We start from the raw sequence: 26,636 nt of genomic DNA on the forward strand, positions 1-26,636 counted from the left end.
GGTATGACGGCGCGCCGTGATTGGAGAGCGTACAATGAGCAAGATTTTAGAGGTCAACGACCTGTGCAAGTCCTTTGTGGTAAAAAAGCGCCTGCTGGGTGAAAACGACGTGGTTTCAGCAGTAAATCACGTTTCCCTCGGCCTGGAGGAGGGGGAGGTGCTGGGCATCGTCGGTGAGTCCGGCTGCGGAAAATCCACGGTTGCGCGGCTGCTCCTTCACAGCATCCGGCCGGACAGCGGCACAATGAAGCTCTGCGGGAAGGAGTACGACATGGCCCATGCCACGGGGCAGGATGTGCAGACCTTTCGGAAGAATATGCAGATGGTCTTTCAGAACCCCTACTCCTCCCTGAACCCCAAGATGAATGTACTGCAGAACATCACCTTCGGCCTGACGGCCAATCAGGTGCCCAGAGATGAGGCATGCCGGCGGGCATACCGCTACCTGGACGCGGTTGGAATGCAGAAGTCCTTCCTCAACAAATACCCCAACAGCCTGAGCGGCGGGCAGCGGCAGCGCGTGGCGGTGGCGCGGGCCCTGGCAATGGAGCCTAAAATCATCCTGGCCGACGAGCCGGTGTCCGCACTGGACAAGTCGGTGCAGGCGCAGGTACTCAACCTGTTCCACGACCTGCAGAAGGAGTTCGGCATTTCGATTATTTTTATCTCCCATGATCTGAGCGTAGTGGAGTACATGAGCGACCATATTGCGGTGCTCTACCTGGGCGAGGTCATTGAGTACAGCACCTCCGAGGAGCTCTATCACAACCCCAGGCACCCCTATACCAAGGAGCTGCTGCGCTCCATTCCCCAGATCAGCGGAGACGCCCGCCTAAGTACGGCCAACAGGGAGCCGCCGATCGAGCTGCCCAGCCCGATCAGGCCGCCCTCCGGATGCCGGTATCACCCCCGCTGCCCGTACCGGACGGAGAACTGCTCCAAGCATATTCCGGCGCCTGCCTTGGTGGGACGGGACCACATCGTGAAGTGTCACCGCTGCGCCGCACAGAATCAACCGATTGAACCGATGGAAGGGAGCTTGATATGAAAAAGTACAAGATGCTGTTTGCCGGGGAGTCCTGGCTGACCCATAACATGGAGGTAAAGGGGTGGGACGACTTCTCGGTTGGCGGGTATGGAACGGAGATCGACCGAATCCATGCCGCGATGGACGAGTTTGCAGAGATCACCCACCTGCCCTCCCATCTGGTGGGAGAGAAATTCCCCTCTACGATGGAGGAGCTGAAGACGTATGATGTGGTGATTCTCAGCGATGTGGGGGCCAATACCCTGTTGCTCCACCCCCTGGTGTTTACCCAAAGCGTCCGTTTCCCCAACCGCCTACAGCTCCTGGCGGACTATGTAGAGCAGGGCGGCGCCCTGGGGATGATGGGAGGCTACATGACCTTCCAGGGCATCGGCGGCAAGGGCTGCTACCACGGTTCGCCCATCGAGAAGGCACTCCCGGTCGATTTTCTCCCCTATGACGACCGGCAGGAGCACCCGGAAGGCATTGATCTGAAGGTGGACCCCCAGCGCCATCCGGCACTGAAGGGGCTGCCCGAGGAATGGCCCTATCTGCTTGGCTACAACAAGGCCGTAGCCAAGCCGGGGGCACAGGTGGCGGTGGAATACCAGGGAGACCCCATCCTGTCCTTCTATGAGTACGGAAAGGGCAGAAGCTTCGCTTGGGCCTCGGACTGCGCGCCCCACTGGATGCCCCCCGCTTTCTGTGAATGGGAGTATATCCACCTGTTCTGGAAGAACATGATCGACTGGGTGGTGCAGAGATGACCGGCCGGAGAGAAGGGGCGGAACAATGAAGGTAAAGGTTGCCGCCATACAGATGTCGGCGGACATCGGAGGGCGGGAGGCAAACGTGGAGCGCGCGGAGCGGCTGCTGATTCAGGCGGCCAGGCAGGGGGCCGATCTCTGCGTGCTGCCGGAGCTGGCGCTGGATGAGTTTTTCCCGCTGTATAAGGACACCCGCTACTTTGCCTACGCGGAGGAGTTGGACGGGCCAACCGTCCGGCGCTTTCGTTCCCTGGCGGGGGAGCTGGGGATCTACTTGGCCCTTCCGCTGTTTGAAAAGAGTCTGATTGGTACCTACTATAATTCCCTGGTTCTGCTGACGCCGGAGGGGACGATCGGTGCGGTCTATCGGAAGGTACATGTACCCTGTACGCGCAGCTATGAGCGATACTATTTCACACCCGGACCGGAGTTTGTGGTGGCGGATACCCGGTACGGGAAGGTGGGATTGGCCATTTGCTACGACCGGCGCTACCCGGAGACCTGCCGTGAGCTGATGAAGAAGGGGGCCAGGCTGATTCTGATCTCCATCTCCAGCAGCATTATGCCGGGGGGCTTTTCCGAGCTGCCCGTCTTCGAGACGGAACTCAAGACCAGGGCCTTTGAAAACCAGCTCTTTCTCGCGGCCTGCAACCGCTCCGGGCAGGAGGGAGAATACACGTTCTTCGGCCACAGCATGCTCTTGGGGCCGGACGGCTCCGTACTGGCCCAGGCAGATGAGGCGGAGAACGTGGTGGTGCTGGCAGAGATGGAGCTGGAGGACGCGGATAGGGCCCGGATCAACGGCCCGCTCCTGCGGGACCGCCGCCCGGAGCTCTATACCTGCTGATATAAATCAAAGAAATGAGGTAATCGTATGGAATTCTCTTACTTTATGCCGGTCCGTCTGCTGTTTGGCGCCAATGTGATCGACCAACTGGGCGCCACGGCCAAGAGCTATGGCACCCACGCCCTGATCGTGACGGGCCGCAGCAGCACGAAACGCTCCGGTCTGCTGGACCGCTCCATCGCCCTGCTGGAGGCCGCGGGCGTCCGCGCCACGGTATTCAATAAGGTGGAGCCCAACCCCCTGACCACCACGGTTATGGAGGGCGCGGCCCTGGCCAGGGAGCAGGGGTGCGACCTAGTCATCGGCATGGGCGGCGGCTCCATGATGGATGCGGCCAAGGCGGTGGCCTTCTGCGCGGTGAACGGCGGTGACGTGAATGACTATATCTCCGGTGGAAAGCAGGGTACCGGCTGCCTGCCCATTCTGGAGGTACCCACCACCTGCGGCACAGGGAGCGAGGCCAACCCCTTTGCGGTGCTGACCAACCCCGAGACCAAGGACAAGAAGTCCCTGTGGGGAGACCTGATCTATCCTAAAGTGTCCTTTATCGACCCTGAGCTGATGAAGACCATGCCCAAGGAGGTGCTGGCCTCGGTGGGCTTCGATGCCCTCTCCCACAACATGGAGGGCTACCTGGCCACCCGAAGCCAGCCCATTACCGACCAGCTTGCCCTGCACGCCATCCGCCTGACAGCCGGGAGCCTGCCCAAGGTGTACCACGGTGAGGGCACACAGGAGGACTGGGAGAACATCACCCTGGCCAGCCTGCTGGGCGGCATTGTCATCAACACCGCCGGCGTGGGCGGCGGCCACGGGATGGAGCATCCGGTCAGCGGCATGTATAACGTGGTCCATGGAAAGGGACTGGCGGCCCTGACACCCCCCCTCTTCCGCCACTCTTACAACACCAAGCCGGAGCGTTACGCGGCCATCTCCCGTCTGCTGGGCGGCAAGGACGAGACCGACTGCGCGGAGGCGGTGGAGCGCTTCCTCAAGTCCATTGATCTGAACTGCAAGCTCCGGGAGCTGGGGGTGGAGGAGTCCGGAATCGACTGGATGACGGACAACTGCATCAACGTCTTTGCCGGAAGCATGCGGAATCATACCAAGGCGCTTACCCGGGACGAGGTAAAGCAGATCTATCTGGAGGCGTTTTAATCCGGCGGCCAGAGAAGGGGACCGCCCTTGCTGATAAATGATTGGAATGGAGGATACGGACATGCCCTGTATTGTTATGTATACCAATGTGGAGGTGCCCAAGGAGAAGGCCGAGGAGCTGAAAAAAGCCCTGGTGGTTTCCTGGGAGAAGCTTCCGGGCAAGAGTGAGCGGTGGCTCATGACCACCATCCGGGACAACACCACCATGTTCTTCGGCGGCAAAGATACCCCTGCGGCCTTTGTCAACTTCAAGATTCTAGGCAGCCTTGGCAGGGAGAACTGCGAGATCCTGAACGAGGAGTTCCTGACCGATGTCAGTCAGGTACTGGGTATTCAGAAGGAGCGGATCTTTGTGGCTCACGATGAATGTCCCTCCTGGGGCTGGGTCAAGAACTGAACATTGCAGAAAGGAAGGTATTGCATATGCCCTGTATCATCATCAGGACCAATGTGGAGATTCCCAGCGACAGAGCAAAGGAGCTGAAAACTGCCCTGGCCGTATCATGGGAGAAGGTGCCCACCAAGCGGGAGCGCTGGCTCATGATCGTCATGGAGGACAAGCAGCAGATGTTCTTCAGCGGCAGGGATACCCCCGCGGCCTTTGTGAATTTTAAAATTCATGGGGACTATGACATCGGCCCCAAGAACTGCGAGATGCTCTCCGAGGAGTTCATGAATGATCTGAGTCAGGTGCTGGGCATCCAGAAGGAGCGGATCTTCGTGGCCCACGATGTGTGCCCCTCCTGGGGCTGGGTGGACGACCCGGATCCCAGAGCCTACGGCCCCGCGCCGGTCTGAGTGAACTGCAACAAACAATTACAATAGAAAGTGAGTGGATCAATATGGAGTACAAGTACAAGTGGTATATTCCCGACGCCTACCTTCATTCCCGCGGCACCGGCTACTTCACCAGCCATGAGGGCTGCGCCTTCATCAACGAGACCGACCGGGACGCCCATGTGCGCTTCACCTTCTACTTCCAGGATCGTGAGCCCATGACCGGCTATACCAGCGTGGTGCCTGCCCGCCGGACCAAGCATGCCCGGTTCGACCTGATGGAGAACGACAAGGGTGAGCCCGTTCCCATGAATGTCGGTTATGCCGTGGTTGTGGAGAGCGACATGGATATGCCGGTACAGTTCAGCCACTGTGACACCTCCCAGCCTGAGCTGACCTTTACCACCACCATGGTCCCCCACATCACCCTGGACCGGGAGGACTAACCCCCAAAATACATAGAAGAAGCGCACCGGCCGCCGGCTGGTGCGCTTCTTCTATGCATGCTTTTTGATAGAAGAGGGCAGAGCTGATATATTGATCATTAGACTGCGATAATTAAATCATCAATATGGGAAAGAAGTGGTAAGGGCAGACCGGTTCATCGGTTCCCGCATTGCCGAGAGTGAGAACGAGAAATTCCTGTGGTGGGCGGAGGGGACGAAGTTCTCCAACGTTCAGTGCGACTGGTGGGCGCGTGCCCTGGGGAATATGGACCTGCTACCGGGAGTTTGTCATTGTACGGGCAAACAGCCGGGGCTGGAGCCGCCCGCTGAGGCGTATCATACCATGCAAAGCGCCCTCCCGGAGCAGTCCGGCGGGTGCTTTGGAGTAGTCAGTGTACGGGGAAGCTGTGCCGTGTGAGGGCGATCATCTCGCGTAGCTTTCCCTTCAGGAAGTGGATTCCCTTGCCGCTGGACAGTCCACCGAAGGTGGAGCTCTCCCAGGTCAGAGGGATAGATTCGCCGCTCTGGGCATCGAGCTCGAGCCGCTTGGGAAGATAGAAGGCCGTGCCGTCCTGCTCCTGAAGGTCGAAAAAGCACCTGTGAATGGCGGTAATGAAGTCCTCCCGTTCCGGAAGAGCGCCGGGGGCGAGAATGGAGGAACGCATGAACTCCGACAGCAGTCCGTATAGATCAAACAGGATGTCGATTCCCATTGTTTTGGTCAGAACGTGCGCGGAACTGTCCCAGGCCTGCGGGTAACATGCCTTCCAGGCGGAAAAATAAGTCTCGATGGCCTCCACCCGGGCGGAAAAAGTGGTGTAGTTAAAGCCGTTCTGCAGGTTGATCTCGAGCCAATGCTCCAGCAGCTTCTGCATTTTGCTGGAGTTGACATAAGCCCGGGGCAGAGAGCGGGCACGGGGGCCGTCGAACATCTTGATCCGGTCATGAAAGAGGCCGGCCCGGCCATTGAGCTCGTCCATCAGGTCAAAGGCGGTGTTCTCCCGGTCGGACATCAGGCCGGAGAGGTTGCGGATGGCGTTGGTATGTATGGCGGAGGGCTTCTCCTGGTTGCAGTTGATCTCAGCAAAGGAGGCCGCCATCTTGCGCAGATCCAGATCCAAGTAGACGCCGGTGAGGAAGGGGTAGTCCAGCTTGCCCGCCGCATAAGCCCCTTCGGTGCGGTGATGGCCGTCGATCATATAGCCCAGCAGTTCCTGCTCTGGGGCTAGAAGATAGCCCGCCTCGTCTGCCGCACAGGCTGCGATGTGCTCACGGTAACGGTGGAGAGCGACGGTCAAAAGGACAATGCCGGAGGAGTCGCTGGTGCGGCTCTCCAGAGGGGCAACAGTTATATAGGGGCTGTCCTGGCATCTGAGGATGATAACAATGGCGTTGGGAAAGCCATACGGGCCGCTGGAGAGGCGCTCCTCAATTTCAGAGACCTTTTTCATGACCAGAGCGCGCTGAATGCCCTCTGGGTTTTCCAGGCTGCGGGGGAGGCGGCAGATCATAGCCTGTAGGAAGCCGGTGGTGAGAGCGCAGGTGTAGAGTTTGAGGTGGTCGCTCTGATCCACACGGAGCATGGGAATGGACATTGCATCCCCGTGCTGCGCAATCATCCTGTCCAGCATGGACAGGATATCTGCCTTGGTCTTGCTCTTTGTAAACATCCGCTTCATTTCGATCCTCCACTCTTGAGAATAATATATTGAGAATTTTTATCTCAAAAGCATTATATCAAAGACGGAAAAAAGAATCAAGCTAAAAAGAGAATCGCTGCACAGATTTTGAAATAAGAAAAAATAGAGGTCATAAATTTGATGAAAGGGGTTGACAAGGTGGGGAGAAGATGGTAAAATACAACCTGTTCTGAACAAAGGGACATGCGCGAGTGGTGGAATTGGCAGACTCGCTAGATTCAGGTTCTAGTGTGCATTACGCACGTGCGGGTTCAAGTCCCGCCTCGCGCACCAACGGAAGAGCACCTGTGTTACACAGGTGCTTTTCTTTTTATGCCGAGAGGAGATGTAGCCGGATGACAGCAATTGTCTGCGTGGACGAGGCTTGGGGGATGGCGTTCCACGGGCGGCGGCAGAGCAGGGACCGGGCGGTGTGCGCCCGCATCCTGGAGGATGCGGCGGGCCGCCGGCTGTGGATGAGTCGGGACACGCTCCGGCTGTTTGAGGCGCCGTATCCGGAGTATCTGACCGCGGCGGAGGATTTCCTGGCCCAGGCCGGGCCGGGGGAGCTCTGCTTTGTGGAGGAGCCGCCCCTGTTGCCCTGGCTGGACCGGCTGGAGGGGCTGGTGCTCTACCGCTGGAACCGGCGCTACCCCGCCGACGCCTGGCTGGATGTGCGGCCCGGCCCTCCGGGATGGACTCTGGCCCGCCGGGAGGAGTTTTCCGGCCACTCCCACGAGCGCATTACAAAGGAGGTCTACACCCGATGAGACGCGTCTTTCCGCTCCTGCTGCTCCTGGCCCTGCTGCTGGCCGGCTGCCAGGGGGAGGCCGCCCCGGCGGTCAGCTACGATCTGGACCAGGTGCCCGCCTATGCGGGCGAGCCCTATGTGGTCATCAATGACAACCAGCCCTTCTTTGGGGAGGAGGAATATACCACCGAGGCCTTTGAGACCTACAGTGCGCTGGACGGGCTGGGCCGCTGCGGCACGGCCTACGCCTGCGTGGGGGAGGAGCTGATGCCCACCGAGGCGCGGGAGAGCATCAGCTCGGTGAAGCCCTCCGGCTGGATCAACGTGGAGTACGGCGGTCAGTACCTTTATAACCGCTGCCACCTCATCGGGTTCCAGCTCACCGGCGAGAACGCCAACGAGCGCAACCTGATCACCGGGACCCGCTACATGAATGTGGAGGGCATGCTGCCCTTTGAGAACCTGGTGGCCGACTATGTGAAGGAGACCTCCAACCACGTCCTCTACCGGGTCACCCCGCTCTATGAGGGGGACAATCTGGTGGCCAGCGGAGTGCTGATGGAGGCCGGGAGCGTGGAGGACGAGAGGGAGGGCATCTGCTTCAACGTCTATGTCTACAACGTCCAGCCGGGCATCGGCATCGACTACGCCACCGGCGCGAGCTGGGCGGAAGGGGAACAGGGGGAGATCCAGTCCAGCCCAACCCCCGCAGGTACCGCCTACGTGCTGAATACCAACACGAAGAAATTCCACCTGCCCACCTGCGCCAGCGTGGAGGACATGAAGCCGGAGAACCGGACGGACTACACCGGAAGCCGGGAGGCCCTGCTGGACGAGGGCTATTCCCCCTGCGGCCAGTGCAAGCCGTAAAGCAAAACCGCCGCGGAGCCTCGCTCCGCGGCGGTTTTTCAGCGTCCCAGCAGGAAGAACAGGGCCAGAAACAGGGCGCAGGACAGGATGGGGAAGAGGACGTCCACCGGCCGCAGGCGCAGGGGCTGGCTGCACGTGCGGGGGACGCGGCCGTCGAAGCCCCTGGACTCCATGGCGATGGACAGCTCCTCCGACCAGCGCACCGACTTGACCAGCAGGGGCTTGAGCAGGGCGGGGGAGACGGGAAAAACCCGGATACCGCGGGCGGCAAAGGCGGCGCGGGTGCGCTTGTACTCCTCCATCATATTGGGCAGGATGCCCCAGGCGGCCAGCAGGCCGTAGGCGAACACCGGGGGGAGGCGGAGCTGCTGCTGGAGGGAGCGCACTAGGAGGATGCGGTCGGTGGTGAGGACAAAGAGCAGGCCCAGCCCGGCGAAGGCCAGTACCCGGCTGCCCAGCACCAGCCCGTTCCACACCGCCGCCCCGGTGAGGGCCTGGGCGGCGGCGTTGATGGGCATGCCCGCCCCGGCGTGAAAGTGGTAGCCGGTGGAGAACATGCCCACCGCCACCAGAAGCACGGGGAGAAGGGCCCCGGCCAGCACCTTGACGTTGGCGCGGGAGAGAAGCAGGGCGGCCAGACATACCGCAAATACTGCCAGGTTGACCGCCGGGTGATGGAGTCCGGCCAGCAGAAGGGTGGGCACCACCAGCCCGATGAGCTTACAGGCGGGATTGAGCGACTTCATACAGGCTCCCCTCCTTCAGCTCGTAGAGAATGTCGGCGTAGTCCTGAGCCAGTGCCCGGTCGTGGGTGGACAGGATGAGGGTGAGGCCCCGCTCCACCACCTCCCGCTGGAGGGCGTCCATGATGGCGGCGGTGCGGCCGCGGTCCTGGGCGTAGGTGGGCTCGTCGCACACCAGCACCCGGCAGTCGTAGGCCAGCAGGGCGGCCACCCCCAGCCGCCGCTGCTGGCCCTGGCTGAGCATATAGGGGGACAGGCGGCGGAAGCGCCAGAGCTGGATCCGGCGGAGCACCTCTTCGGCCCCGGCGGCGGGATCGCCCGCCCCGGCGCTGTGGCGCAGGCTGACCGTCACCTCGTCCAGAACGGTGTCCGCCACGAACTGGTCCTGGGGACTCTGGGTGACGAAGCCCATGCGGCCGGTCAGCCGGCGGCGGTGCCTGGACAGCTCCATCCCCTCCAGCCGGGCGGAGCCCTGATAGCGGTAAAGGCCGCTGAGGGCGCCGAACAGGGTGCTCTTGCCGCTGCCGCTGGGGCCCACGATGGCGTGGATGCGCCCCCGGAAGAAGTCGGCGTTCACGTCCCGCAGCACCTCGCGCCCATCCTGGGAGACCCGCAGGCCCCGCAGGGAGAGCACCACCTCCTCCGGCCCGGTCTTGACCGGCCGGGCGGCCTGGTAGGGGCAGCCGGGGACGCTGACGCCCCGCTCCGCCCACGCCTGAGGGGAGAGGGCGCTGGGGGCATAGGCGGCGCCGTCCAGCGTGCCGTCCTGGGCCATGAGGCGTATCTCGTCGGCGATGGGCAGCCAGTGATCCAGCCGGTGGTCGATGGCCAGAATGCCGGTGCCGCATTCCCGGTGGAGCCGGGCGAGCTGCCCGCAGAGAAGGGCGGCGGTATGGTCGTCCAGATTGGCGAAGGGCTCGTCCAGCAGGACCCAGGCCGGCCGCAGTGCGGCCAGACAGGCCAGCGCGGCCCGCTGCTTCTCCCCGCCGGACAGGGAGCGGAGGGGGCGGCGGCGCAGGTGGGCGATGCCGCAGAAGTCCAGGGCGGCGCTCAGCCGCTCCTCCATCTCCGCCCGGGGCACCCGCCGGTTCTCCAGACAGAAGAACAGCTCGTTCTCCACCGTGTCCATACAGAACTGGAGCTCCGGGTTTTGAAACAGCATGCCCACCAGGGCGCACCGCTCCCCCGGCCCCAGGGCGGCGGGCTCCTGTCCCTCCACCCGCACCGTGCCCTCCTGGAGGAACCCGGCGTTCTGGGGATAGATCCCCGCCGCCAGATAGAGCAGGGTGCTCTTGCCGCAGCCGGAGGGGCCGGTGAGGACGGTGATGCGGCTCCGGTCAAAGGAGGCGCTGACCTCGTCCAGCACCGGGCGCTTGCTCTGCTCCAGGTAGCGGAAGGTGACGCGCTCCAGGGTGATGCGGCCCACCTCAGACGGGGAGGAAGTCATTGGTGTACTCGGTGGGGCGGCGGCGGTCGTAGTAGCCGTTGGCCACCAGCCAGTCGGCCATCCGCTCCCAGCGCTCCGGGCGGATGGCGCCCCAGTGGCCCCGCTGATCCAGCAGCAGGGGGGCCAGGTGCCTCTGGCTGCGCACCAGCATGGCCTCGGACACGGCGGGCAGGCCGTCCTTCACCGCCAGGACGGCCCCCTCCGGATCGCGGGCCGCCTCCTGATAGCCCCGGTCCAGGGCGGCCAGGAAGGCCCGTACCTCGGCGGGGCGGTCCCGCAGAACCTGGTGCGTGGCGGCGATGGCGGGGGCGCAGAAGTCGAAGAGGGGATCCACGTCGGCCAGATTGATGAAGTTGATCTCTTTGCCCGCCGCGATAAGCTCCTCATTCTCCCAGTTGGCGTAGACCCAGGTGGCGTCGGCCGCGGCGCCCAGGGTGGATACGATGTCGCCCACGTCCATGGGCACCAGCTCCACCTTGCCGTAGTCGCCGCCGTCCAGGCGCACGGCCTCGCCGATCACGCCGTGGAACCAGCGGGGGGCCCAGTGGGTAAGGCGCTTGCCCTCCAGATGCCGGGGGGAGGTGATGCCGCTCTCCTTCAGGGAGACGATGCCGGAGTCGGAACGCTGGGTGAGGACGGCCACGCCGGTGAGCTCCACCCCGCGGGACATGCAGTCCAGCATGGAAATCTGGGGGCCCAGCACGAAATCGGCGCCGTGGAGATCCATAACGCCGTGAACCTCGCCGTCGATGTGCACCTCCAGGCCCGCCTCCGCGAAGTAGCCCCGCTTCTCCGCCAGCAGAAAGCCGGTGTGATTGGTATTTGCAAACCAGTCCAGAACCACATTCAGTTTACCCATTGCTTATTCCTCCTCATCGTCGATGGATACCGGGGCAAGCCGGGCGCCCACGGCGTAGCTGCGCAGTACCCCCGTCCGGGCCAGGCCGTCGCAGGCCAGCTTGGCGATGACGCCGGAGAAGACCACGGCGCTGGCAAAGCGGACGGCCAACTGGGCGGCCAGCATGGTGGGGGCCAGCAGATAGTAGCTCAGGTAGTACAGCTCGTAGCAGAAGATGCACACGGCGGCAAAGACGCCGGACAGGGCCATGGAGAGCAGGTTGTACTTCCGGTAGCGGAATACGGCGAAGCCCAGCTCGCACCCGACGCCCTGGATGAGGCCGGTGAGCACCACGGTGGCGCCGCCGGAGTTGCCCATGAGCAGCTCAATGGCGGAGGCCAGTACCTCGGTGATGAGGGCCGCGCCGGGCTTGCGGATGATGTAGGCGGCGATGGTGGCGGCCATAAACCACACGCCGTAGATGAGTTCAAAGCCGAAGGCCGACAGGCCCAGGGGGGTGAGGGCCACCGAAATGGCGGTGCCGCCGTAAAACACGGCCATGTAGACCACCGCGAACAGCACACCCAGTATGGCCATCATGACCACGTCCTTGAGTTTCCAGGGTTCTCGTCTCATTCTTGCAGATACCTCCGTTTTAGGCAAAAGTAAAAGCCGCACAGCCTTCGCTGAGCGACTTTGCAAAAAACGGCAAAACGGCGTGAACCGCGCTCCCTACGATGGCATTACCCAACAGGTTCCATGGGTCATAGGCAGAACAGCCTAACTCTCAGCCGGATTCCATCCGGCCCCCCAGCATTCAGTTGTGCAGACTTTTCTGTGGCAACTATAGCACGCCTTTCCGCAAATTGCAAGGGCGGATTTCAGACCCAGTGGCGGGGCCAGCAGTCCCAGTAGGCCCGGTAGGTGGGCCACGTGCCATTCAAATCCATCTGGTACATACGGAAGATGACCAGCCGGTTTTTCGGCTGCCACAGCTCCTCGTAGGAGTAGCGGTAGGTCATGCCGATGCGCTCCATGACCGCCCCGCTCTTGGGATTGTCCGCGTCGTGGGTGGCCGTGAGGAAGGGCAGGCCGTCGGCGTGCAGATGCTCCACCACCGCGGCGGCGGCCTCGGTCATGTAGCCGCGGCCCCAGGATGGCCGGGCCAGGGCGTAGCCCAGATCATGGCTCTCCCCGTCGTCCACATGGAGGTAGCCGATGGGGCTGTCGTTCTCCCGCAGGCAGACGGCGTAGCGGCAGCCGGAGGGGCGGCGGTAGTAGTCCAGGTAGTGCTCCTCCAGATATCTGGCGGCGTCCGCCTCGGTCTCCAGCGGGAACCAAGGCAGGAAGGTGTTAACCTCCCGGTCGCGCATCAGGGAAAACAGCGGCTCCACATCCGCCGGGGTAAACCGGCGGAGCACCAGGCGTTCGGTCTCCAGACGGGGGGTGTTGGCGGACATGGGACATTCCTCCTTTTTACCCAGTATAGCAAGCCCCAGACCATGCCGCAACTGCCGCTTGACTTTCCGCCGGGGCTGGGGTACTCTGAACAGTACGCACGGAAAGAGAGGACACGCCATGACCTACCCCGAATTCAAAGCCAGATACGCCCTCACCCCCGATCCCCAGCAGGAGGCGGCCATCCTCCAGGCCGAGGGGCCCACCCTGCTGCTGGCGGTGCCGGGCAGCGGCAAGACCACCACCCTGGTGACCCGGCTGGGCTATCTCATCCACTGCCTGGGGGTGGAGCCGGGGCGCATCCTCACCGTCACCTACACCGTGGCCGCCGCCGGGGACATGAAGCGGCGCTTCGCCGCCCTCTTTGGGGAGGAGCACGCCGGCGCGCTGGCCTTCCGCACCATCAACGGCATCTGCCAGTCCATCATCTCCTACTACGCCTGGGCCAAGGGGGCGGAGCCTTTCGCTTTGTGGACCAACGAGGGGGAGCTGAACGCCCTGGTGCGCTGGCTGATGCAGTCCCACGGGGCCGAGTGGCCGGGGGAGCAGGAGGTGAAGGAGGTGCGCACCCGCATCACCTGCTGCAAGAACGGGATGCTGCGGGACGAGGAGGTGCGGGCCATCGAGATGGACGGGGTGGATTTTCCCGCGGTCTATTTCGGCTACCGGGAGTACCTGGAGCGCAACCGCCGCATGGACTACGACGACCAGATGGTCTTTGCCCTGCGGATTCTCCGCCGGTATCCCGACATCCTGGCCCACTTCCAGAGCAAATACCCCTACCTCTGCGTGGACGAGGCCCAGGATACCTCCAAAATCCAGCACGCCATCCTCCGCCTGCTGGCCGCCCGGAGCCGCAACCTGTTCATGGTGGGGGACGAGGATCAGAGCATCTACGGCTTCCGGGCGGCCTGGCCCCAGGCGCTGATGGAGTTCCGGCAGATCTACCCGGAGGGGGAGGTGCTGCTGATGGAGACCAACTACCGCTCCGCCGGGGCCATCGTGGAGAAGGCGGACGCCTTCATCCAGCGCAACGGCAGCCGCCACCCCAAGCACATGCGGGCCAGCCGTCCCCAGGGGGAGCCGGTGCGCCACGTAAATCTCAACGACTTCGGGCAGCAGGCCCACTATCTGGCCCAGGCGGCGGCGGACTGCACGGAGTCCACCGCCGTGCTCTACCGCAACAACGACAGCGCCCTACCCCTCATCGACCTGCTGGAGCGCCGGGGCATCCCCTACGCCTGCCGCCAGCGGGAGAGCTTCTTCTTCACCAGCCCGGCGGTGCGGGATCTCACCGACGTGCTCCGCTTTGCCTTAGATGGCACGGATCGGGAGCGGTTTCTGCGGATTTACTACAAGCTGGAGGTGCGCGTCAAGCGGAGCATCCTCCAGGAGAAGCTGCGCCGGGTGCCGGAGGGCGCGCCGGTGCTGGACGCCCTCATCGACGGGGGCGGCGTCGAGCCCTGGCAGACGGGGCGGCTCAAGGCCCTGCGCACCCACCTGTCCAAGCTGCCCCAGCTCTCCAGCTTTGCCGCCCTCCAGCGCATCGTCAAATACATGGGCTATGGGGACTACCTGTCCAGCCAGGGGGGCGACAAGAGCCGGGTGGAGCTGCTGCTGGCCCTGGCCCGGCAGGAGCCGGGGGTGGAGGGCTTTCTCTGCCGCCTGGAGGCGCTGCGGGACACGGTGGAGGCGGGGGGCGGCGACCCGGCCTGCCCCTTTGTGCTCTCCACCATCCACGCCAGCAAGGGCCTGGAGTATGACCGGGTGTTCCTCATCGACGCGGTGGACGGCATTTTCCCATCGGTGAACCCCCGGAAGGGAAACGACCTGTCCGACGAGGAGCGGGCGGCCCTGGAGGAGGAGCGGCGGCTCTTCTACGTGGGGGCCACCCGGGCCCGGCGGCAGCTTGTTCTGCTCACCTGTGACAACCGCTTTGGCGAGCCGTCACCCCCGGCCTCCTTCGTGGGGCAGTTCCTGGGCACGCCGGAGTGGGCGTCCCAGAGACCCAGGACTCCGGGCAAGGCCCCGGCGGAGCCTGACGCCGCCGCGGTGGCGGCGTGGGAGAAGGACTACCTGCCCGGCACGGCGGTGGTGCACCGGGCCTTCGGGCCCGGCATGGTGGTGAGCCGCTCCGGCGCGGTGGCGGTGATCGCCTTCGACGAGGTTGGCACCAAAAAGGTGGAGCTGACCGCCTGCCTGCGGAAGCGGTTGCTCCGGCTGGCCTCCGCCCCGGGCTTCTGAGGGCCTGTTACCAAATTTTCACCATTTGAAACCGCGTAGGGGTTTCCCTTCGGGCTGTGGGGGTGTTATCATGACGGCATAACGGCCCGAAGGAGGAATACCGCTGTGAACCACACGTCCATAACGGGGCTGGCCTGTCTGCTGGCCGTTGCCCTTACCGCCTGCGCGGGAGGCGGAGAGCCGCCGGCACCGTCCAGCAGCCCCGCGTCCGCCCCCCTGGAAGCTCTGAAAGAACCCGCCAACTCCATGCCTGTTTCGCCTCCGTTGTCCCCCGCGCCTGTGTCGGCCGAGGCCCTGGCGGACTACCGGGCCCTGCTGGCAGGGGAGCCGGGGGCGCTGGATCGCCCGCCGGAGGGGCTGGAGCTGCACCAGGTCACCCTGCCCCCGGCGGAGGAGCTGGAGTATGTGCTGCTGGATCTGGACGGGGACGGCGGGGCGGAGCTGGTGGTGCAGATGGTAGAGCAGCCCCAACAGTTCAACGCCGTGTTCCACTATGGGGACGGGGAGTTGAGCTGCTGGCAGTACGACATCGTGGAGATGAGCTGCCGGGACTACCCCCTGGAGGACGGCGCCATGGTACGGCAGTATGACACGGGCACCGGGCCCAATCGGTATTCCAACCTCTACACGGTGTTCCGCTATCTGCCCGATGGGGAGACGGAGGAGTGCGCCTCCCTGGCGGTACACCAGGATACGCAGGAGGATGGCACGGAGGTATTCACCTATCTGGTGGACGACGCGGAGGTGGATCAGGACACCTTTGCGGCGGAGTTTGAGGAACTGGTGGGGAGCCGGCTTCTGTCTCTGGAGGACTGGATTCCGGCTACGGAGCGGCCCGGCTGAAAAACGAACGCGGCCCGTCGGTCATTGACCGATGGGCCGCATTTTGTCTGCTTGACTTACCCGTTGAGAGAGTCCAGAATACGGTCTCTGAGCTGGAAGAGCGGTTCCAGAGAGCTGTCCTTGAGGGCGGACTTGAGGGAGACCACGGGCTCAAGCACCTGGAAACCCTTCAGCTCACCCAGCATCTCACGCATCAGCTTGCCGCTGACCGGAGCCCAGGAGCCGTTCTCCACCAAGGCCACCGTGCGGTTTTGCAGGCCAAGGGCCTTCATGTCATGGAGGAAGGTGGCCATGGCGGGATAGACCCCGTTGTTATAGGTGGGGGCGGCCAGCACCAGGTGGCTGCACCGGAAGACCTCGGAGATAAGGGTGGAGACATGGGTGGAGGAAATGTCGTGCATGGCGATGTTCTTTACCCCGCTGTCAGCCAGACCCGCAGCCAGAAGGTTGACAGCGTTCTCGGTGTCGCCGTACATGGAGGCGTACAGCACCGCAACGGCCCGCTCCTCCGGCTCGTAGCGGCTCCACTTGTCGTACTTGTCCAGAAGGTAGTCCAGATTGCTGCGCCAGATGGGGCCGTGGAGGGGGCAGATCATGGCAATGTCCAGTCCGGAGAGCTTCTTCAGCGCGGCCTGCACCTGGAGGCCGTACTTGCCCACGATATTGCCGTAATAGCGGCGGGCGTCGTCCAGCCAGTCCCGGTCGAAGTTCAGCTCGTCGTTAAACAGATTGCCGCCCGTGGCGCCGAAGGAGCCGAAAGCGTCGGCGGAGAAGAGAAGCTTCTCGCTGGACTCATAGGTCATCATGACCTCCGGCCAGTGGACCATGGGAGTCATATGGAAGTGGAGGGTATGCCCGCCCAGGGAGAGGGTATCCCCCTCCTTGACGGTGACGGTGCGCCCGTCCAGGGGGAAATCGTAGAATTGCCCCATAAAGGCGAAGGTCTTGGCGTTGCCCACCAGCTTGAGAGTGGGGAAGCGGAGCAGCAGCGTCTCAATGCTGGCGCAGTGGTCGGGCTCCATGTGGTTGATCACCAGGTAGTCCAGCGGGCGGCCGTCCAGGGTGTGGAGCACGTTCTCCAGGAACTGGCGGGAGATGGAGGAGTCCACGGTGTCCACCACGGCGGTCTGCTCGTCCAGGATCAAATAGGAGTTGTAAGAGACGCCGCGGGTGATGGGAAAGAGGTTCTCGAACAGGGCCAGCCGGCGGTCGCTTCCGCCCACCCACCAGACCTGCTCTGTCAGCTTGCGGGTACAATACATATGGCATTCTCCTTTGAAACGGGGCCTGGCGCCAGTGCGGGAAAGCCCGGCGGGACCAGGCGAAATCTGTCTTTTCCAATCCATTATCATAGCAGACCTGCGATACTCCGTCAAGGGTACAGACGGAGAGGAATGGCCGGAAAACACAAGATTTATGGGGGGTCTTCACAAAAAAAGTTAGATTCCTCTTTCCAAACAGGAATCAACCGTCACCGGGACCTCCAACCGTCCGAAATAGTCCCCCGTATCCTGGACGGAGAGCTCGTCCAGCAGCAGCTCTCCGTAGGCGCTGCCGGTGGGGCGCAGGCTCCGGCTCGCCAGAAAGGCGTGGAGTCCTGCCCAAGCCCGCTCGAAATCGTCTGGAATGCTTCGTCCATAGGCGACGGCGTACCGCCCAGCCGGCTTCCAGGCGTTACCCCGTCGGCCGCCGGTTTTAAAATAGAGGCGGTAGCGCCAAACGGGCTCTCCACTGGCGGTGCTGTCCGGTGTGATGAGTACTCCGGCCGGGTGGCCCAGATGGACGCCCTTCCCGGCGGCATACTCGTAGGCAAAGATTTCGCTCTCCTCGCCGCTGAGGCCGTCCGGGGCGGGGGGACACAAAAAGATGCGTTCCCGGGGCCGCTCCTCCAGCAGATAAGCGCCTTCCGCGTGGGCCAAGGCCTCCCGGGCCAGGGAGGCCCGCAGCTTCATGATTTCGCTGGTCTCCCGCAGGCGGGCGATCTCGGCCTGGATGCGCTCCTCCTGCCGGGCAAAGAGGGCGAGCATCCGCTCCGGCGTGCGGCCGGCGGAGTAGTGCCGGATATCCTCCAGCCCCACCTCCAGCAGCCGGAGGGAGCCGATCAGATAGGCGGAGTTGAGCTGGTGCCGGGCGTAATAGCGGTAGTTGTTCTCCCCCCGCTGCTCCGGGCAGAGCAGACCGATGCGGTCGTAGAAGCGCAGGTTGTCCCGGCTGATGCCCGTCAGGCGGGAGAACTCCAGGATGGAGAGCTTTTTCTTCTGATTCATGGCGGGCCTCCGGCTCTCTTAATTTTTTCTTGACATTGAAGTCGCTCTAAAGTTTATGATACCTCTTGCCGGTAAAAAAAGCAAGACGGCAAAGGAGGCCCTCATGAAATACCTGCGATCCTTTTACAAGCGGCACCGGGGTATGGCGGCGCTGGCCCTGCTCCTTCTGCTGGGCCAGGTGGTGGGCACGCTGCTCATCCCGGCCCTGATTGCCAACGTGGTGGACCTGGGCATTTTGCCTGGGGATATGGACGCCATTCTCCGCACGGGCGGGCAGATGCTGGCCGTGGCCCTGCTGTCGGCGGCGGTGGCCGCCGCCGGGAGCTGGGTGACCGCCGACCTGGGCGCCCGCTTCGGTTTTGAAATGCGCCCCCTGCTCCTGCGCAAGAGCCAGGAGCTCTCCCTCCACCAGTTCGATGAGGTGGGCGTTTCATCTATGATCACCCGCACCACCTCCGACATCACCAACCTGCAGCAGACCATGGGGATGGTGCTCCAGATGGTGGTGCCCGCTCCCCTCATTGTAGGCGCGTCCATCGTGATGACGGCCATGGTCACCCCGGTCATGGCCGTCATACAGGTGGGCTTTATGGCGGCGCTGGCGGCGGTGGCCGCCGTGGTGCTTCGAAAGTCCAACGCCCTCTCCCGCAGCATCCAGGTGCGCCTGGACCGCATCAACCGTGTGGTGCGGGAGGCGGTCACCGGCGTGCGGGTGATCCGGGCCTTCGGCAACGAGGCCTATGAGGAGGCCCGCTCCGGCGACGCCTACCGCTCCTACGCCGACAACATGATCCGCCTGAACCGGCTCTTTGCCGTGGCCATTCCGGTGGTGTGGATGCTCATGGGCGCCCTCATGGCCGTGGTGCTGTGGGCGGGCGGCGTGCTCACCCTGGGCGGCGGCATGGAGGTGGGGCAGATCACCGCCGTTACCGAGTACTCCATCCTGACCATGGGCTACCTGCTCATGGCGGTGTCGGTGCTCACCACGCTGCCCAAGGCCAGGGCCTGCCTGGCCCGCCTCACCGCCCTGCTGGATACCCGGCCCGACGTGGAGGACGGGGCCGCTTCCGCCACTGTGGCCGGGCCCGGCCGCCCGGCGGTGGAGTTTGACCACGTGAGCTTCTCCTACCCAGGGGCGGAGGAGCCTGTGCTCCGGGATATCTCCTTCACCCTGTATCCAGGCCAGACCGCCGCCGTGATCGGCAGCACCGGCTCGGGCAAGAGCACCCTGGCCGATCTGCTGCTGCGGCTCCACGATGTGGGGGAGGGGGCCATCCGCGTGGACGGTGCCGACGTGCGCGCCCTCACCCAGCAGGAGCTGCGGGAGCGCATCGGCTGCGTCCCCCAGAAGGCGTTCCTGTTCAGCGGCACCATCGCGGAGAATCTGCGCATGGGCCGGCCGAACGCTACGGACGAGGCGCTGTGGCGGGCCCTGGGCATTGCCCAGGCCGCCGACTTTGTGGAGCGGCTCCCTTTAGGGCTGGATGCCCCGGTGGCCCAGGGGGGCACCAACTTCTCCGGCGGTCAGCGGCAGCGGCTGTCCATCGCCCGGGCGCTGGTGAAGGATGCCGGGGTGCTCCTCTTTGACGACAGCTTTTCCGCCCTGGACGTGAAGACCGACGCCGCCCTCCGCCGCGCCCTGCGGGAGCAGGTGGTGCGCCCCGCCAAGCTCATCGTGGCCCAGCGGGTGAGCACCATCCTGGACGCCGACCTGATTCTAGTGCTGGACGAGGGGCGGCTGGTGGGTGCCGGCACCCACGGGGAGCTGCTGGAGACCTGCCCGGTCTACCGGGCCATCGCGGACAGTCAGATGCAGAGAGAGGGGGCGTGAGCATGGCACGCAAAAAGAAAACCGAAAAGCGGGAGCTCTCCCATGAGGACATTCCCCGCAACACCAGGGCCACCGCCCGGCGGCTGCTGGGCCGGATGGCCCGCCAGCGGGGGAAGCTGCTGCTGGTGGCCGGAGCGGCGCTGCTCAGCTCCGCCTCCTTCACCGCCATTCCCCTGGCGGTTGGAATGGGCATCGACCGGCTGGTGGACGCCATCCGGGCCTTTGACGGCTCCGCCGGCGTGGTGGAGACCGCCGCCGGAGCCCTGGGGCTGCCCGTGCTGCTGGTGGCCGCCGCGGCGCTGTTCAGCAGCCTGATGTCCTATGTGCAGCAGTATATCATCGCCACAGTGGGGGAGGAGCTGACCCTCTCCCTGCGCCAGGACGTCAGCGCCAAGCTCAACCGCCTGCCCCTGCGCTACTTTGACGGACACAAGACCGGCGACATCATGAGCCGGGTCACCAACGATCTGGAAAAGGTGTCCTCCGTGATGCAGGTGGGACTGATGCAGCTGGTGTCGGCGGTGTTTACCATTGCTCTGGCTGCGGCTGCCATGGTGATGCTCAGTCCCAGGCTCTTTCTGGTGGTGCTGGTCTCCCTGGCCCTCAGCATGACGGCCACCGGCTACGTCTCCGCCCTGGCCCAGCGGGCCTACGGCGGCAATATGGCGGCCATGGGGGCGCTGACCGGCAAGGTGGAGGAGCTGTACGCGGGTAACCGGGTGGTCAAGGTGTTCAACCGGCAGGCGGCCATGCTGGAGGAGGCGGAGGTTCTCAATGAGGCCCAGTTCCGCGCCCAGCGCCGGGCCCAGTTCGCCGACTACGCCATCTACCCCGCCATCCGCGTGCTGGGCCAGCTTGGCTTCATCGCCACCGCCGTCCTGGGCGGCGGCATGGCCCTGGGCGGGGCTATCACCCTGGGCGCCGTGCAGGCCTTTTTGCAGTATGTCAACCAGATCGCCGAGCCGGTGACCGAGGCCTCCTACGTCATCACCTCCCTCCAGGCCGCCATCGCGGGGGCCGAGCGGGTGTTCGCCCTGCTGGACGAGGAGGAGGAGCGGCCCGATGCGGCAGGGGATGCCTCCGTGATCACGCAGGGCCACGTGCAGTTTCGCCACGTGCGCTTCGGCTACACCCCGGAGCGCACCCTGATCCACGATCTGAATCTGGAGGTGCGCCCCAACGAGATGGTGGCCATCGTGGGCCCCACCGGCGGCGGCAAGACCACCCTGGTCAACCTGCTGATGCGCTTCTATGAGCTGGACGGCGGCTCCATCTCCATCGACGGACAGGACATCACCGCCCTGCCCCGGGGGGAGCTGCGGCGGCGCATCGGCATGGTGCTCCAGGACGCCTGGCTCTTTGAGGGCACCATCGCCGAGAACATCGCCTACGGCCGGCGGGACGCCACCCGGGAGGAGATCGTGGCGGCGGCCCGGGCGGCCTGCTGCGACCACTTCATCCGCACCCTGCCCCAGGGGTACGATACCCCGCTTTCCGGGGAGACCACCGGCGTGTCCCAGGGACAGATGCAGCTGCTGACCATCGCCCGGGCCATGCTCACCGACCCGGCCATCCTGGTGTTGGACGAGGCCACCTCCAGCGTGGATACCCGAACCGAGGTGGAGATCCAGAAGGCCATGGCACGTTTAATGGAGGGCAAGACCAGCTTTGTCATCGCCCACCGCCTGTCCACCATCCGCAGCGCGGATCTGATCCTGGTGGTGCGGGACGGCGACATCGTGGAGCGGGGCACCCACAGGGAACTGATGGCCCGGAACGGCTTTTACGCCTCCCTCTACCGCAGCCAGTTCGAGGCGGCGTGACGGGAGAAGGTGGCCCGTCACTTGCCCCAGGGCCTGCGTTGCTGCCCCTTTTACCCTTCCTTTAAATATTTGCCCACAACTTTATAGCATTTTTTCATTTTGGTGTGAAAAGGAGCCCGTTGCAGAACCGTTTTATTCTGCAACGGGCTTCTTGTTTTACGTTATATGTGCAAGAATTTCATAATGATTTTTTGCTGGATCCCGCTACGGTTGACCCGCAGCCGGGTGTCTGCGGAGGGCGCCAGCTTTTCATAGTTATCGGAAATCACATCCAGGATTCTCCCGCCCTTGCTGTCAAAGCGCATGGCCTTGTGGATCAGGAAGGAGCTCTCCAGGGGGTTCAATAGCTATAAACTGTCTCCGTATGAATGAAATCTTTTCCGTGTCCAAAAGACCACATTCATCAGGATCACAATAAGTCCCGTCACGGTTATCGCTGCCCAAAACCCCATATTGATTCCGAACAGCTCCGTTCTTCCGAACAAATTCATCCATATTGTGTTCCAATTGATTGTCATATCATGCACACTCCCTTCCTGTTACAGCAGCTCCCCAAAATGACGCACATAGGCTTTCTTAATACTGGTCGCCAACACCATATACAACAAAATGCAGGGGATCAGGTAAGCAAAATAAGCTGCGGGGAGGGCGACAAATCCGAGCATTTTTCCCAATGCGGTAAAGGGGATGACCGTCAGTACCGCGATGCCGGTAAAGGTCAGCAACGTCACCGGGGCCGAGGCGCGGCTCTGGATAAACGGCAGTTTCGGGGTTCGGATCATGTGGATCACCAGCGTCTGGCTCCACATGGATTCCACAAACCACCCGGCATGGAACATGGCCGCATAAGTAGTCTGCATTTGTGCCAGTTCCGCTCCTCTGTAATGAGCAGACAGGTCATTATAAAGCACGCCGCCGGAAACGAATATCGGGCAGAAAACGAAGTACAGAAAGGCGTATGTTGTCCAGTCGAAGATAGAACTCGTAGGCCCGATCCAGATCATAAAATTCCCAATGCTGGATGCTTCCCACTTGCGTGGAACAGCGATAAATTCCTCATCCACGTTGTCCCAAGGGATGGCGGTACAGCTCAGATCATAGATGAGGTTCAGCAAGATTAGATGGACGCTCTCCATCGGCAGGAAGGGAAGGAGTGCCGAGGCTGCCAATACCGAAAACATATTTCCAAAGTTGGAGGAGGCCGTCATTTTGATATACTTAATCATATTGGCATAGGTTTTGCGGCCCTCAATGATACCCTGCTCCAGTACCATCAGGTCTTTTTCCAGCAGGATAATGTCCGCCGACTCTTTTGCAATATCTACTGCAGTGTCCACGGAAATGCCAATATCCGCCGATTTCATCGCCGCAGCGTCATTGATGCCATCCCCCATAAAGCCTACGGTATGGCCGCCGCTCCGCAGGGCCGTCACAACACGTGCCTTCTGATCCGGCGAGAGCTTGGCAAATACATCCGTAGATTCTGCCACCTGGATCAGCTCGTCATCGCTCATGCGTTCCACATCGGAGCCGAGCAGAAGATTGCTTACCTTGAGGCCCACCTGCTTGCAGATACAGCGGGTCACACGGTCGTTATCTCCGGTGAGGATTTTTGTGGTGACGCCATGGGCTTTCAATGCCCGAATCGCCTCCGCGGTGGATTCCTTGGGTGGATCAAGAAATGCAAGGTATCCCATCAGAACCATATCGCACTCGTCCTTGACGCTGTATGTATCAGCGGCAGGAAGCGCCCGTTTTTGCGCAATGGCGATTACGCGCATCCCGTCCTCATTCAAATCGGCTACTGTTTTCAGAATCGCCTGCCGAATTTGATCGGTAAGTGGCTGCACCTCTCCCTGATATTCCGCATGAGAACAGATGGAGAGCATTTCTTCTATGGCACCCTTGGTAATCATTTGCCGTTTCCCGCTGGTATCCTCTACAACCGTTGAAAGGCGGCGCCTGGTGAAGTCAAACGGAATCTCGTCTACCTTGTGGTAAACTGCGGAGAGATCGGCCAACTGGGGATTGGCCGCTTCTTCCTCCTCTGTCCGCTCAATAATCGCTATATCCATCAAATTTTTATATCCGGTCTGGAAGTAGCTATTCAGGTACGCATGTCTTAAAACACGAATATCTTCCTTTCCGGTCACATCCATGTGGTACTCCAGAACCACTTTGTCCTGGGTCAATGTGCCGGTTTTATCCGTGCAGAGTACATCCATCGCCCCAAAGTTCTGAATAGAATTTAAGTTTTTCACGATGGTCTTTTTCTTTGACATGGACATCGCACCTTTGGCAAGGCAGGTGGTGACGATCATCGGCAGCATTTCAGGGGTGAGGCCCACTGCCACGGAAATGGCGAACAGAAACGCTTCCAGCCAGTCACCCTTGGTCAGACCATTGATGAAGAATACCACCGGTACCATCACCAGCATGAAGCGAATCAGGACCCAGGAAACTGCGTTTACGCCTTTCGTAAAATTGGTTTCCACTGCTTCTCCCGCGACAGACACCGCCATGGAGCCGAAAAGGGTATCATCACCTACGGCTACCACGACCGCCGTTGCACTCCCGCTGATGACATTGCTTCCCATAAAGGCGATGTTCGGGTAATCTGTGATGGAATCGTATTCCTGCTCACAGACAACCGGAATCTTTTCGATGGGATCGCTCTCCCCTGTCAGGGCCGACTGGCTGATAAACAGGTCTTTGGCCTCCAGCACCCGTACATCCGCCGGAACCATATCGCCAGCGGAGAGATGAATAATATCACCGACTACCAAATCTTCCAGAGGGATCTCCTGCTTCCCGTTGTTCTTTCTTGTAACCGTGCAAGTGGTGGTAATCATCGCCAACAGCTTCTCCGCGGCATTCCCCGACCGGGATTCCTGGACAAACCGAAGTGTACCGGAAATAAATACCATCGTCAAAATTATGATGATGGTAAGCGGAGCCACATCCTCCGGTGCATGCTGAAGGATCGGTACAACAATATCGGTAAAAATAGATACGACTGCCAGGCAGAACAAAATTGCGGTAAATGGATTGATAAACGCCCCTGCCAATCTTGCAACAAGCGATTTTTTCTTTTCATGCGTTACTTTATTCCGCCCAAAAGCGATCCGATGGGAAATCACCGCCTTATCACCCAGTCCGGTCAGCGCAGTATCAAGCTGCTTCAAAACCGGTTTGATTTTATTGCCTGCTGCAAAGGCCAGCTTTTTGTTGGCCTCATCCCTGCGAACCATATCCGCAGCCGTTTTATGAACCGTGATTTGGTTCTTTTCCTTTTGATACATTGGGGTCGATACCTCCTTTACTTTTTAAATGAGCATCAGCCACCCCCAAAATCTATCCATAGTCTTACGGGTGCGGTTGCTCGATCTACTTCGAGAAGGGCCAGCATCCATAAAACCACCTCCTTTACCGTAAGGAACGCTGCCGGCTATTTTCCTGAACTCTGGTACCGGCCGGATTTTCCGATCCAGTACACATCCGCGCCGGATAGGACCATCCAGCCGACCATACACCATAAAAACCCGCTTTTACGAAACGCGTACCATGCTCCGCTGAGTAAAAAAATGATACCGCTTGTGGCGATCATCATCCCCACATTTCGGCAAAGGGGACGAATGTGGATTTTTCTTTTTTCTTCCTCCGGCATTGTCTTCCATGCTGCAATATGATTAACCGCCTTACCGGAATAGAAGTAAATACCCGCAGCGAGAAAAAGAATGCCAAGGAAAAGGCAAGCGCGATTCATAGGTTCTTCTCCTTCCTTTTTTCATTTCTCCACCCATTTCCAATCCTGTTCAACTGGGCTATTTTAGAGAGCAGTATAAAAAGCAGGATAATGAGAAAAAGCTGAAACACATCAGTTACAACCAGCCAGCTTTGAAAGAGAATCCTGCGGAATTCTGGAAAGGCAAGAACTGCCGCTAAAACACCGGAGGACAGCGCCGCATAAATAATATTTGTCACTCTAAGCCAATGCGATAAGAGCAATTCAAACTTCATATCTGTCCCTCCTATACCAATTCCCATCCGGCGCTGACTACGCTGGAGAGCGTCAAAAGTCGGTTTACAATCGCCTCGGCCATCTGAGCCTTTGCTTTACCAACGGAAAGAAAATCCGCCTGAATCTCTACCTTGCCGCCAATTACATCACTGCTCTCCAAATTCGTAAGATACAATGTTTTACACGAATTGCTGTTGATCAGAAGCGCGCGTATTTCTGTTTCCGCATTTTCCTGACAGGTAACAGAAATGCGGTAGGTTCGTTCCGTTTCTTCACCGCAGGTAATGGGCTTGATCTTTACCGCCAGCGGCCGGAACAGCAGATTTGAAAGAATCAGAATAACCGCTGCGGCAACCGCAAAAAGACAGCTGCCGGAACTGGACAGTACACCGACAGCGGCCGTACACCAAAGAGTTGCTGCTGTATTTAGCCCACGGACGGTTCCGCCCTCCTTAAAAATCACCCCGCTGCACAGGAATCCAACGCCGGATACAATGTAACTGGCAATCCGGTACACCTCATCCGAGCCGGACATGAGCGGAAACATCAGGAACAGGCAGGCCCCCATTGAAATCAGAACATTGATACGGATTCCGGCGGGATGGCCGGTAATCTGGCGCTCTAATCCGATCAAGAATCCCAATAGAACCGAAAGACCGATCCGGCCCATAAACTTCAATACCCCATAGGGTCGCCCCCATTCTCAAATTTTTTTTACAGGGCAAAGTATAACTGTTTTTTACTGTTAAGCCTATGGCTAAATCCTTGATAAGGTACAATAATTTTCGCAAATTGAAAA

25 protein-coding genes, 1 tRNA gene and 1 riboswitch are annotated in these 26,636 nt (G+C 61.3%); of the genes, 14 read left to right on the forward strand and 12 right to left on the reverse strand.

Annotated features, from left to right (window positions below):
- Positions 1 to 34: 34 nt before the first annotated feature.
- The 7 genes from HMPREF0372_RS02365 to HMPREF0372_RS02395 all read left to right on the forward strand — a co-directional run bounded on the left by HMPREF0372_RS02365 (position 35) and on the right by HMPREF0372_RS02395 (position 5,022).
- Positions 35 to 1,048, forward strand: coding sequence for an ABC transporter ATP-binding protein (locus tag HMPREF0372_RS02365; RefSeq protein WP_007488637.1), 1,014 nt, complete (start codon positions 35 to 37; stop codon positions 1,046 to 1,048).
- Positions 1,045 to 1,794, forward strand: a complete 750-nt coding sequence (locus HMPREF0372_RS02370) for a glutamine amidotransferase (RefSeq protein ID WP_007488639.1) — start codon at positions 1,045 to 1,047, stop codon at positions 1,792 to 1,794. The genes HMPREF0372_RS02365 and HMPREF0372_RS02370 overlap by 4 nt, the downstream gene beginning before the upstream one ends.
- A gap of 25 nt (positions 1,795 to 1,819) precedes the next feature.
- Entirely contained in the window at positions 1,820 to 2,641 is an 822-nt protein-coding gene (locus HMPREF0372_RS02375) for a carbon-nitrogen hydrolase family protein (protein ID WP_007488641.1), read from the forward strand.
- Positions 2,642 to 2,668: 27 nt separating this feature from the next.
- Entirely contained in the window at positions 2,669 to 3,799 is a 1,131-nt protein-coding gene (locus tag HMPREF0372_RS02380) for an iron-containing alcohol dehydrogenase (protein ID WP_007488643.1), read from the forward strand.
- 61 nt (positions 3,800 to 3,860) lie between these two features.
- Entirely contained in the window at positions 3,861 to 4,196 is a 336-nt protein-coding gene (locus HMPREF0372_RS02385) for a phenylpyruvate tautomerase MIF-related protein (protein WP_039996542.1), read from the forward strand.
- Between the two features lie 26 nt (positions 4,197 to 4,222).
- Entirely contained in the window at positions 4,223 to 4,597 is a 375-nt protein-coding gene (locus HMPREF0372_RS02390) for a phenylpyruvate tautomerase MIF-related protein (protein WP_009257643.1), read from the forward strand.
- 44 nt (positions 4,598 to 4,641) lie between these two features.
- Positions 4,642 to 5,022, forward strand: a complete 381-nt coding sequence (locus HMPREF0372_RS02395) for a sensory rhodopsin transducer (protein ID WP_007488647.1) — start codon at positions 4,642 to 4,644, stop codon at positions 5,020 to 5,022.
- A gap of 389 nt (positions 5,023 to 5,411) precedes the next feature.
- On the opposite strand, the gene HMPREF0372_RS02400 is transcribed toward HMPREF0372_RS02395, so the two are convergent.
- On the reverse strand, positions 5,412 to 6,701 hold the full coding sequence (locus HMPREF0372_RS02400; RefSeq protein WP_007488649.1) for a ParB N-terminal domain-containing protein: 1,290 nt from the start codon (positions 6,699 to 6,701) through the stop codon (positions 5,412 to 5,414).
- A gap of 206 nt (positions 6,702 to 6,907) precedes the next feature.
- On the opposite strand from HMPREF0372_RS02400, the gene HMPREF0372_RS02405 reads away from it, so the two are divergent.
- The 3 genes from HMPREF0372_RS02405 (at position 6,908) to HMPREF0372_RS02415 (ending at position 8,322) form a co-directional block, all read left to right on the forward strand.
- Positions 6,908 to 6,995: transfer RNA gene (locus HMPREF0372_RS02405), tRNA-Leu, on the forward strand.
- Positions 6,996 to 7,057: 62 nt separating this feature from the next.
- Positions 7,058 to 7,471 carry a hypothetical protein gene (locus HMPREF0372_RS02410; protein WP_007488651.1) on the forward strand — a complete coding sequence of 138 codons (414 nt, stop codon included), beginning with the start codon at positions 7,058 to 7,060 and terminating at the stop codon, positions 7,469 to 7,471.
- Positions 7,468 to 8,322, forward strand: coding sequence for a DNA/RNA non-specific endonuclease (locus HMPREF0372_RS02415; RefSeq protein ID WP_007488652.1), 855 nt, complete (start codon positions 7,468 to 7,470; stop codon positions 8,320 to 8,322). The genes HMPREF0372_RS02410 and HMPREF0372_RS02415 overlap by 4 nt, the downstream gene beginning before the upstream one ends.
- A gap of 38 nt (positions 8,323 to 8,360) precedes the next feature.
- Here HMPREF0372_RS02415 and HMPREF0372_RS02420 read toward each other — a convergent pair whose 3' ends face one another.
- From HMPREF0372_RS02420 to HMPREF0372_RS02440, 5 genes are all read right to left on the reverse strand, one after another.
- Positions 8,361 to 9,068 (reverse strand): energy-coupling factor transporter transmembrane component T family protein, encoded by a 708-nt coding sequence (locus HMPREF0372_RS02420; protein ID WP_007488654.1) that lies wholly within the window; start codon positions 9,066 to 9,068, stop codon positions 8,361 to 8,363.
- A complete protein-coding gene (locus HMPREF0372_RS02425) occupies positions 9,043 to 10,512 on the reverse strand; it encodes an ABC transporter ATP-binding protein (protein WP_007488655.1) in 1,470 nt (489 codons plus the stop codon). The genes HMPREF0372_RS02420 and HMPREF0372_RS02425 overlap by 26 nt, the downstream gene beginning before the upstream one ends.
- Positions 10,493 to 11,371: an ABC transporter substrate-binding protein gene (locus HMPREF0372_RS02430; protein WP_007488656.1), complete on the reverse strand. Its 879-nt coding sequence runs from the start codon at positions 11,369 to 11,371 to the stop codon at positions 10,493 to 10,495. Before HMPREF0372_RS02430 ends, HMPREF0372_RS02425 begins: the two co-directional genes overlap by 20 nt.
- 3 nt (positions 11,372 to 11,374) lie before the next feature.
- Positions 11,375 to 11,986, reverse strand: coding sequence for an ECF transporter S component (locus tag HMPREF0372_RS02435; RefSeq protein ID WP_007488657.1), 612 nt, complete (start codon positions 11,984 to 11,986; stop codon positions 11,375 to 11,377).
- A 76-nt stretch (positions 11,987 to 12,062) separates the two neighbouring features.
- Positions 12,063 to 12,173: riboswitch (TPP riboswitch) on the reverse strand.
- A gap of 58 nt (positions 12,174 to 12,231) precedes the next feature.
- The gene (locus HMPREF0372_RS02440) at positions 12,232 to 12,810 is read right to left on the reverse strand and encodes a GNAT family N-acetyltransferase (protein WP_039996533.1); all 579 of its coding nucleotides are present in this window, start codon (positions 12,808 to 12,810) and stop codon (positions 12,232 to 12,234) included.
- Between the two features lie 118 nt (positions 12,811 to 12,928).
- Between HMPREF0372_RS02440 and HMPREF0372_RS02445 the strand changes: the two genes are divergently transcribed.
- Complete coding sequence (locus HMPREF0372_RS02445; RefSeq protein WP_007488658.1) at positions 12,929 to 15,052, forward strand: ATP-dependent helicase; 2,124 nt, start codon at positions 12,929 to 12,931, stop codon at positions 15,050 to 15,052.
- Positions 15,053 to 15,157: 105 nt separating this feature from the next.
- The gene (locus HMPREF0372_RS02450; RefSeq protein ID WP_039996534.1) at positions 15,158 to 15,895 is read left to right on the forward strand and encodes a hypothetical protein; all 738 of its coding nucleotides are present in this window, start codon (positions 15,158 to 15,160) and stop codon (positions 15,893 to 15,895) included.
- Between the two features lie 56 nt (positions 15,896 to 15,951).
- On the opposite strand, the gene HMPREF0372_RS02455 is transcribed toward HMPREF0372_RS02450, so the two are convergent.
- Entirely contained in the window at positions 15,952 to 17,157 is a 1,206-nt protein-coding gene (locus HMPREF0372_RS02455; RefSeq protein WP_007488666.1) for an FprA family A-type flavoprotein, read from the reverse strand.
- A 177-nt stretch (positions 17,158 to 17,334) separates the two neighbouring features.
- Positions 17,335 to 18,162, reverse strand: coding sequence for a MerR family DNA-binding transcriptional regulator (locus tag HMPREF0372_RS02460; protein ID WP_007488669.1), 828 nt, complete (start codon positions 18,160 to 18,162; stop codon positions 17,335 to 17,337).
- Positions 18,163 to 18,265: 103 nt separating this feature from the next.
- Here HMPREF0372_RS02460 and HMPREF0372_RS02465 point away from each other — a divergent pair, with 103 nt between their 5' ends.
- Positions 18,266 to 19,993 carry an ABC transporter ATP-binding protein gene (locus HMPREF0372_RS02465; protein ID WP_039996536.1) on the forward strand — a complete coding sequence of 576 codons (1,728 nt, stop codon included), beginning with the start codon at positions 18,266 to 18,268 and terminating at the stop codon, positions 19,991 to 19,993.
- Positions 19,994 to 19,995: 2 nt separating this feature from the next.
- On the forward strand, positions 19,996 to 21,816 hold the full coding sequence (locus tag HMPREF0372_RS02470; protein ID WP_007488671.1) for an ABC transporter ATP-binding protein: 1,821 nt from the start codon (positions 19,996 to 19,998) through the stop codon (positions 21,814 to 21,816).
- 539 nt (positions 21,817 to 22,355) lie between these two features.
- Here HMPREF0372_RS02470 and mgtA read toward each other — a convergent pair.
- The 4 genes from mgtA to HMPREF0372_RS02500 all read right to left on the reverse strand — a co-directional run bounded on the left by mgtA (position 22,356) and on the right by HMPREF0372_RS02500 (position 26,507).
- Entirely contained in the window at positions 22,356 to 25,118 is a 2,763-nt protein-coding gene (gene mgtA, locus HMPREF0372_RS02485) for a magnesium-translocating P-type ATPase (RefSeq protein WP_007488675.1), read from the reverse strand.
- 146 nt (positions 25,119 to 25,264) lie between these two features.
- Entirely contained in the window at positions 25,265 to 25,582 is a 318-nt protein-coding gene (locus HMPREF0372_RS02490) for a DUF3784 domain-containing protein (RefSeq protein WP_007488677.1), read from the reverse strand.
- The gene (locus tag HMPREF0372_RS02495) at positions 25,579 to 25,836 is read right to left on the reverse strand and encodes a hypothetical protein (RefSeq protein WP_007488679.1); all 258 of its coding nucleotides are present in this window, start codon (positions 25,834 to 25,836) and stop codon (positions 25,579 to 25,581) included. The genes HMPREF0372_RS02490 and HMPREF0372_RS02495 overlap by 4 nt, the downstream gene beginning before the upstream one ends.
- An 11-nt stretch (positions 25,837 to 25,847) precedes the next feature.
- Positions 25,848 to 26,507, reverse strand: a complete 660-nt coding sequence (locus HMPREF0372_RS02500; RefSeq protein WP_007488682.1) for an MgtC/SapB family protein — start codon at positions 26,505 to 26,507, stop codon at positions 25,848 to 25,850.
- Positions 26,508 to 26,636: the final 129 nt, after the last annotated feature.

Source organism: Flavonifractor plautii ATCC 29863, assembly GCF_000239295.1.
Lineage (GTDB): Bacteria > Bacillota > Clostridia > Oscillospirales > Oscillospiraceae > Flavonifractor > Flavonifractor plautii.

What these genes read in the sequence shown, in the direction of transcription:
- HMPREF0372_RS02365 (WP_007488637.1), top strand. Translation starts at nt 35, where the DNA reads ATGAGCAAGATTTTAGAGGTCAACGACCTGTGCAAGTCCTTTGTGGTA.
- HMPREF0372_RS02370 (WP_007488639.1), top strand. Translation starts at nt 1,045, where the DNA reads ATGAAAAAGTACAAGATGCTGTTTGCCGGGGAGTCCTGGCTGACCCAT.
- HMPREF0372_RS02375 (WP_007488641.1), top strand. Translation starts at nt 1,820, where the DNA reads ATGAAGGTAAAGGTTGCCGCCATACAGATGTCGGCGGACATCGGAGGG.
- HMPREF0372_RS02380 (WP_007488643.1), top strand. Translation starts at nt 2,669, where the DNA reads ATGGAATTCTCTTACTTTATGCCGGTCCGTCTGCTGTTTGGCGCCAAT.
- HMPREF0372_RS02385 (WP_039996542.1), top strand. Translation starts at nt 3,861, where the DNA reads ATGCCCTGTATTGTTATGTATACCAATGTGGAGGTGCCCAAGGAGAAG.
- HMPREF0372_RS02390 (WP_009257643.1), top strand. Translation starts at nt 4,223, where the DNA reads ATGCCCTGTATCATCATCAGGACCAATGTGGAGATTCCCAGCGACAGA.
- HMPREF0372_RS02395 (WP_007488647.1), top strand. Translation starts at nt 4,642, where the DNA reads ATGGAGTACAAGTACAAGTGGTATATTCCCGACGCCTACCTTCATTCC.
- HMPREF0372_RS02400 (WP_007488649.1), bottom strand. Translation starts at nt 6,701, where the DNA reads ATGAAGCGGATGTTTACAAAGAGCAAGACCAAGGCAGATATCCTGTCC.
- HMPREF0372_RS02410 (WP_007488651.1), top strand. Translation starts at nt 7,058, where the DNA reads ATGACAGCAATTGTCTGCGTGGACGAGGCTTGGGGGATGGCGTTCCAC.
- HMPREF0372_RS02415 (WP_007488652.1), top strand. Translation starts at nt 7,468, where the DNA reads ATGAGACGCGTCTTTCCGCTCCTGCTGCTCCTGGCCCTGCTGCTGGCC.
- HMPREF0372_RS02420 (WP_007488654.1), bottom strand. Translation starts at nt 9,068, where the DNA reads ATGAAGTCGCTCAATCCCGCCTGTAAGCTCATCGGGCTGGTGGTGCCC.
- HMPREF0372_RS02425 (WP_007488655.1), bottom strand. Translation starts at nt 10,512, where the DNA reads ATGACTTCCTCCCCGTCTGAGGTGGGCCGCATCACCCTGGAGCGCGTC.
- HMPREF0372_RS02430 (WP_007488656.1), bottom strand. Translation starts at nt 11,371, where the DNA reads ATGGGTAAACTGAATGTGGTTCTGGACTGGTTTGCAAATACCAATCAC.
- HMPREF0372_RS02435 (WP_007488657.1), bottom strand. Translation starts at nt 11,986, where the DNA reads ATGAGACGAGAACCCTGGAAACTCAAGGACGTGGTCATGATGGCCATA.
- HMPREF0372_RS02440 (WP_039996533.1), bottom strand. Translation starts at nt 12,810, where the DNA reads ATGTCCGCCAACACCCCCCGTCTGGAGACCGAACGCCTGGTGCTCCGC.
- HMPREF0372_RS02445 (WP_007488658.1), top strand. Translation starts at nt 12,929, where the DNA reads ATGACCTACCCCGAATTCAAAGCCAGATACGCCCTCACCCCCGATCCC.
- HMPREF0372_RS02455 (WP_007488666.1), bottom strand. Translation starts at nt 17,157, where the DNA reads ATGTATTGTACCCGCAAGCTGACAGAGCAGGTCTGGTGGGTGGGCGGA.
- HMPREF0372_RS02460 (WP_007488669.1), bottom strand. Translation starts at nt 18,162, where the DNA reads ATGAATCAGAAGAAAAAGCTCTCCATCCTGGAGTTCTCCCGCCTGACG.
- HMPREF0372_RS02465 (WP_039996536.1), top strand. Translation starts at nt 18,266, where the DNA reads ATGAAATACCTGCGATCCTTTTACAAGCGGCACCGGGGTATGGCGGCG.
- HMPREF0372_RS02470 (WP_007488671.1), top strand. Translation starts at nt 19,996, where the DNA reads ATGGCACGCAAAAAGAAAACCGAAAAGCGGGAGCTCTCCCATGAGGAC.
- mgtA (WP_007488675.1), bottom strand. Translation starts at nt 25,118, where the DNA reads ATGTATCAAAAGGAAAAGAACCAAATCACGGTTCATAAAACGGCTGCG.
- HMPREF0372_RS02490 (WP_007488677.1), bottom strand. Translation starts at nt 25,582, where the DNA reads ATGAATCGCGCTTGCCTTTTCCTTGGCATTCTTTTTCTCGCTGCGGGT.
- HMPREF0372_RS02495 (WP_007488679.1), bottom strand. Translation starts at nt 25,836, where the DNA reads ATGAAGTTTGAATTGCTCTTATCGCATTGGCTTAGAGTGACAAATATT.
- HMPREF0372_RS02500 (WP_007488682.1), bottom strand. Translation starts at nt 26,507, where the DNA reads ATGGGCCGGATCGGTCTTTCGGTTCTATTGGGATTCTTGATCGGATTA.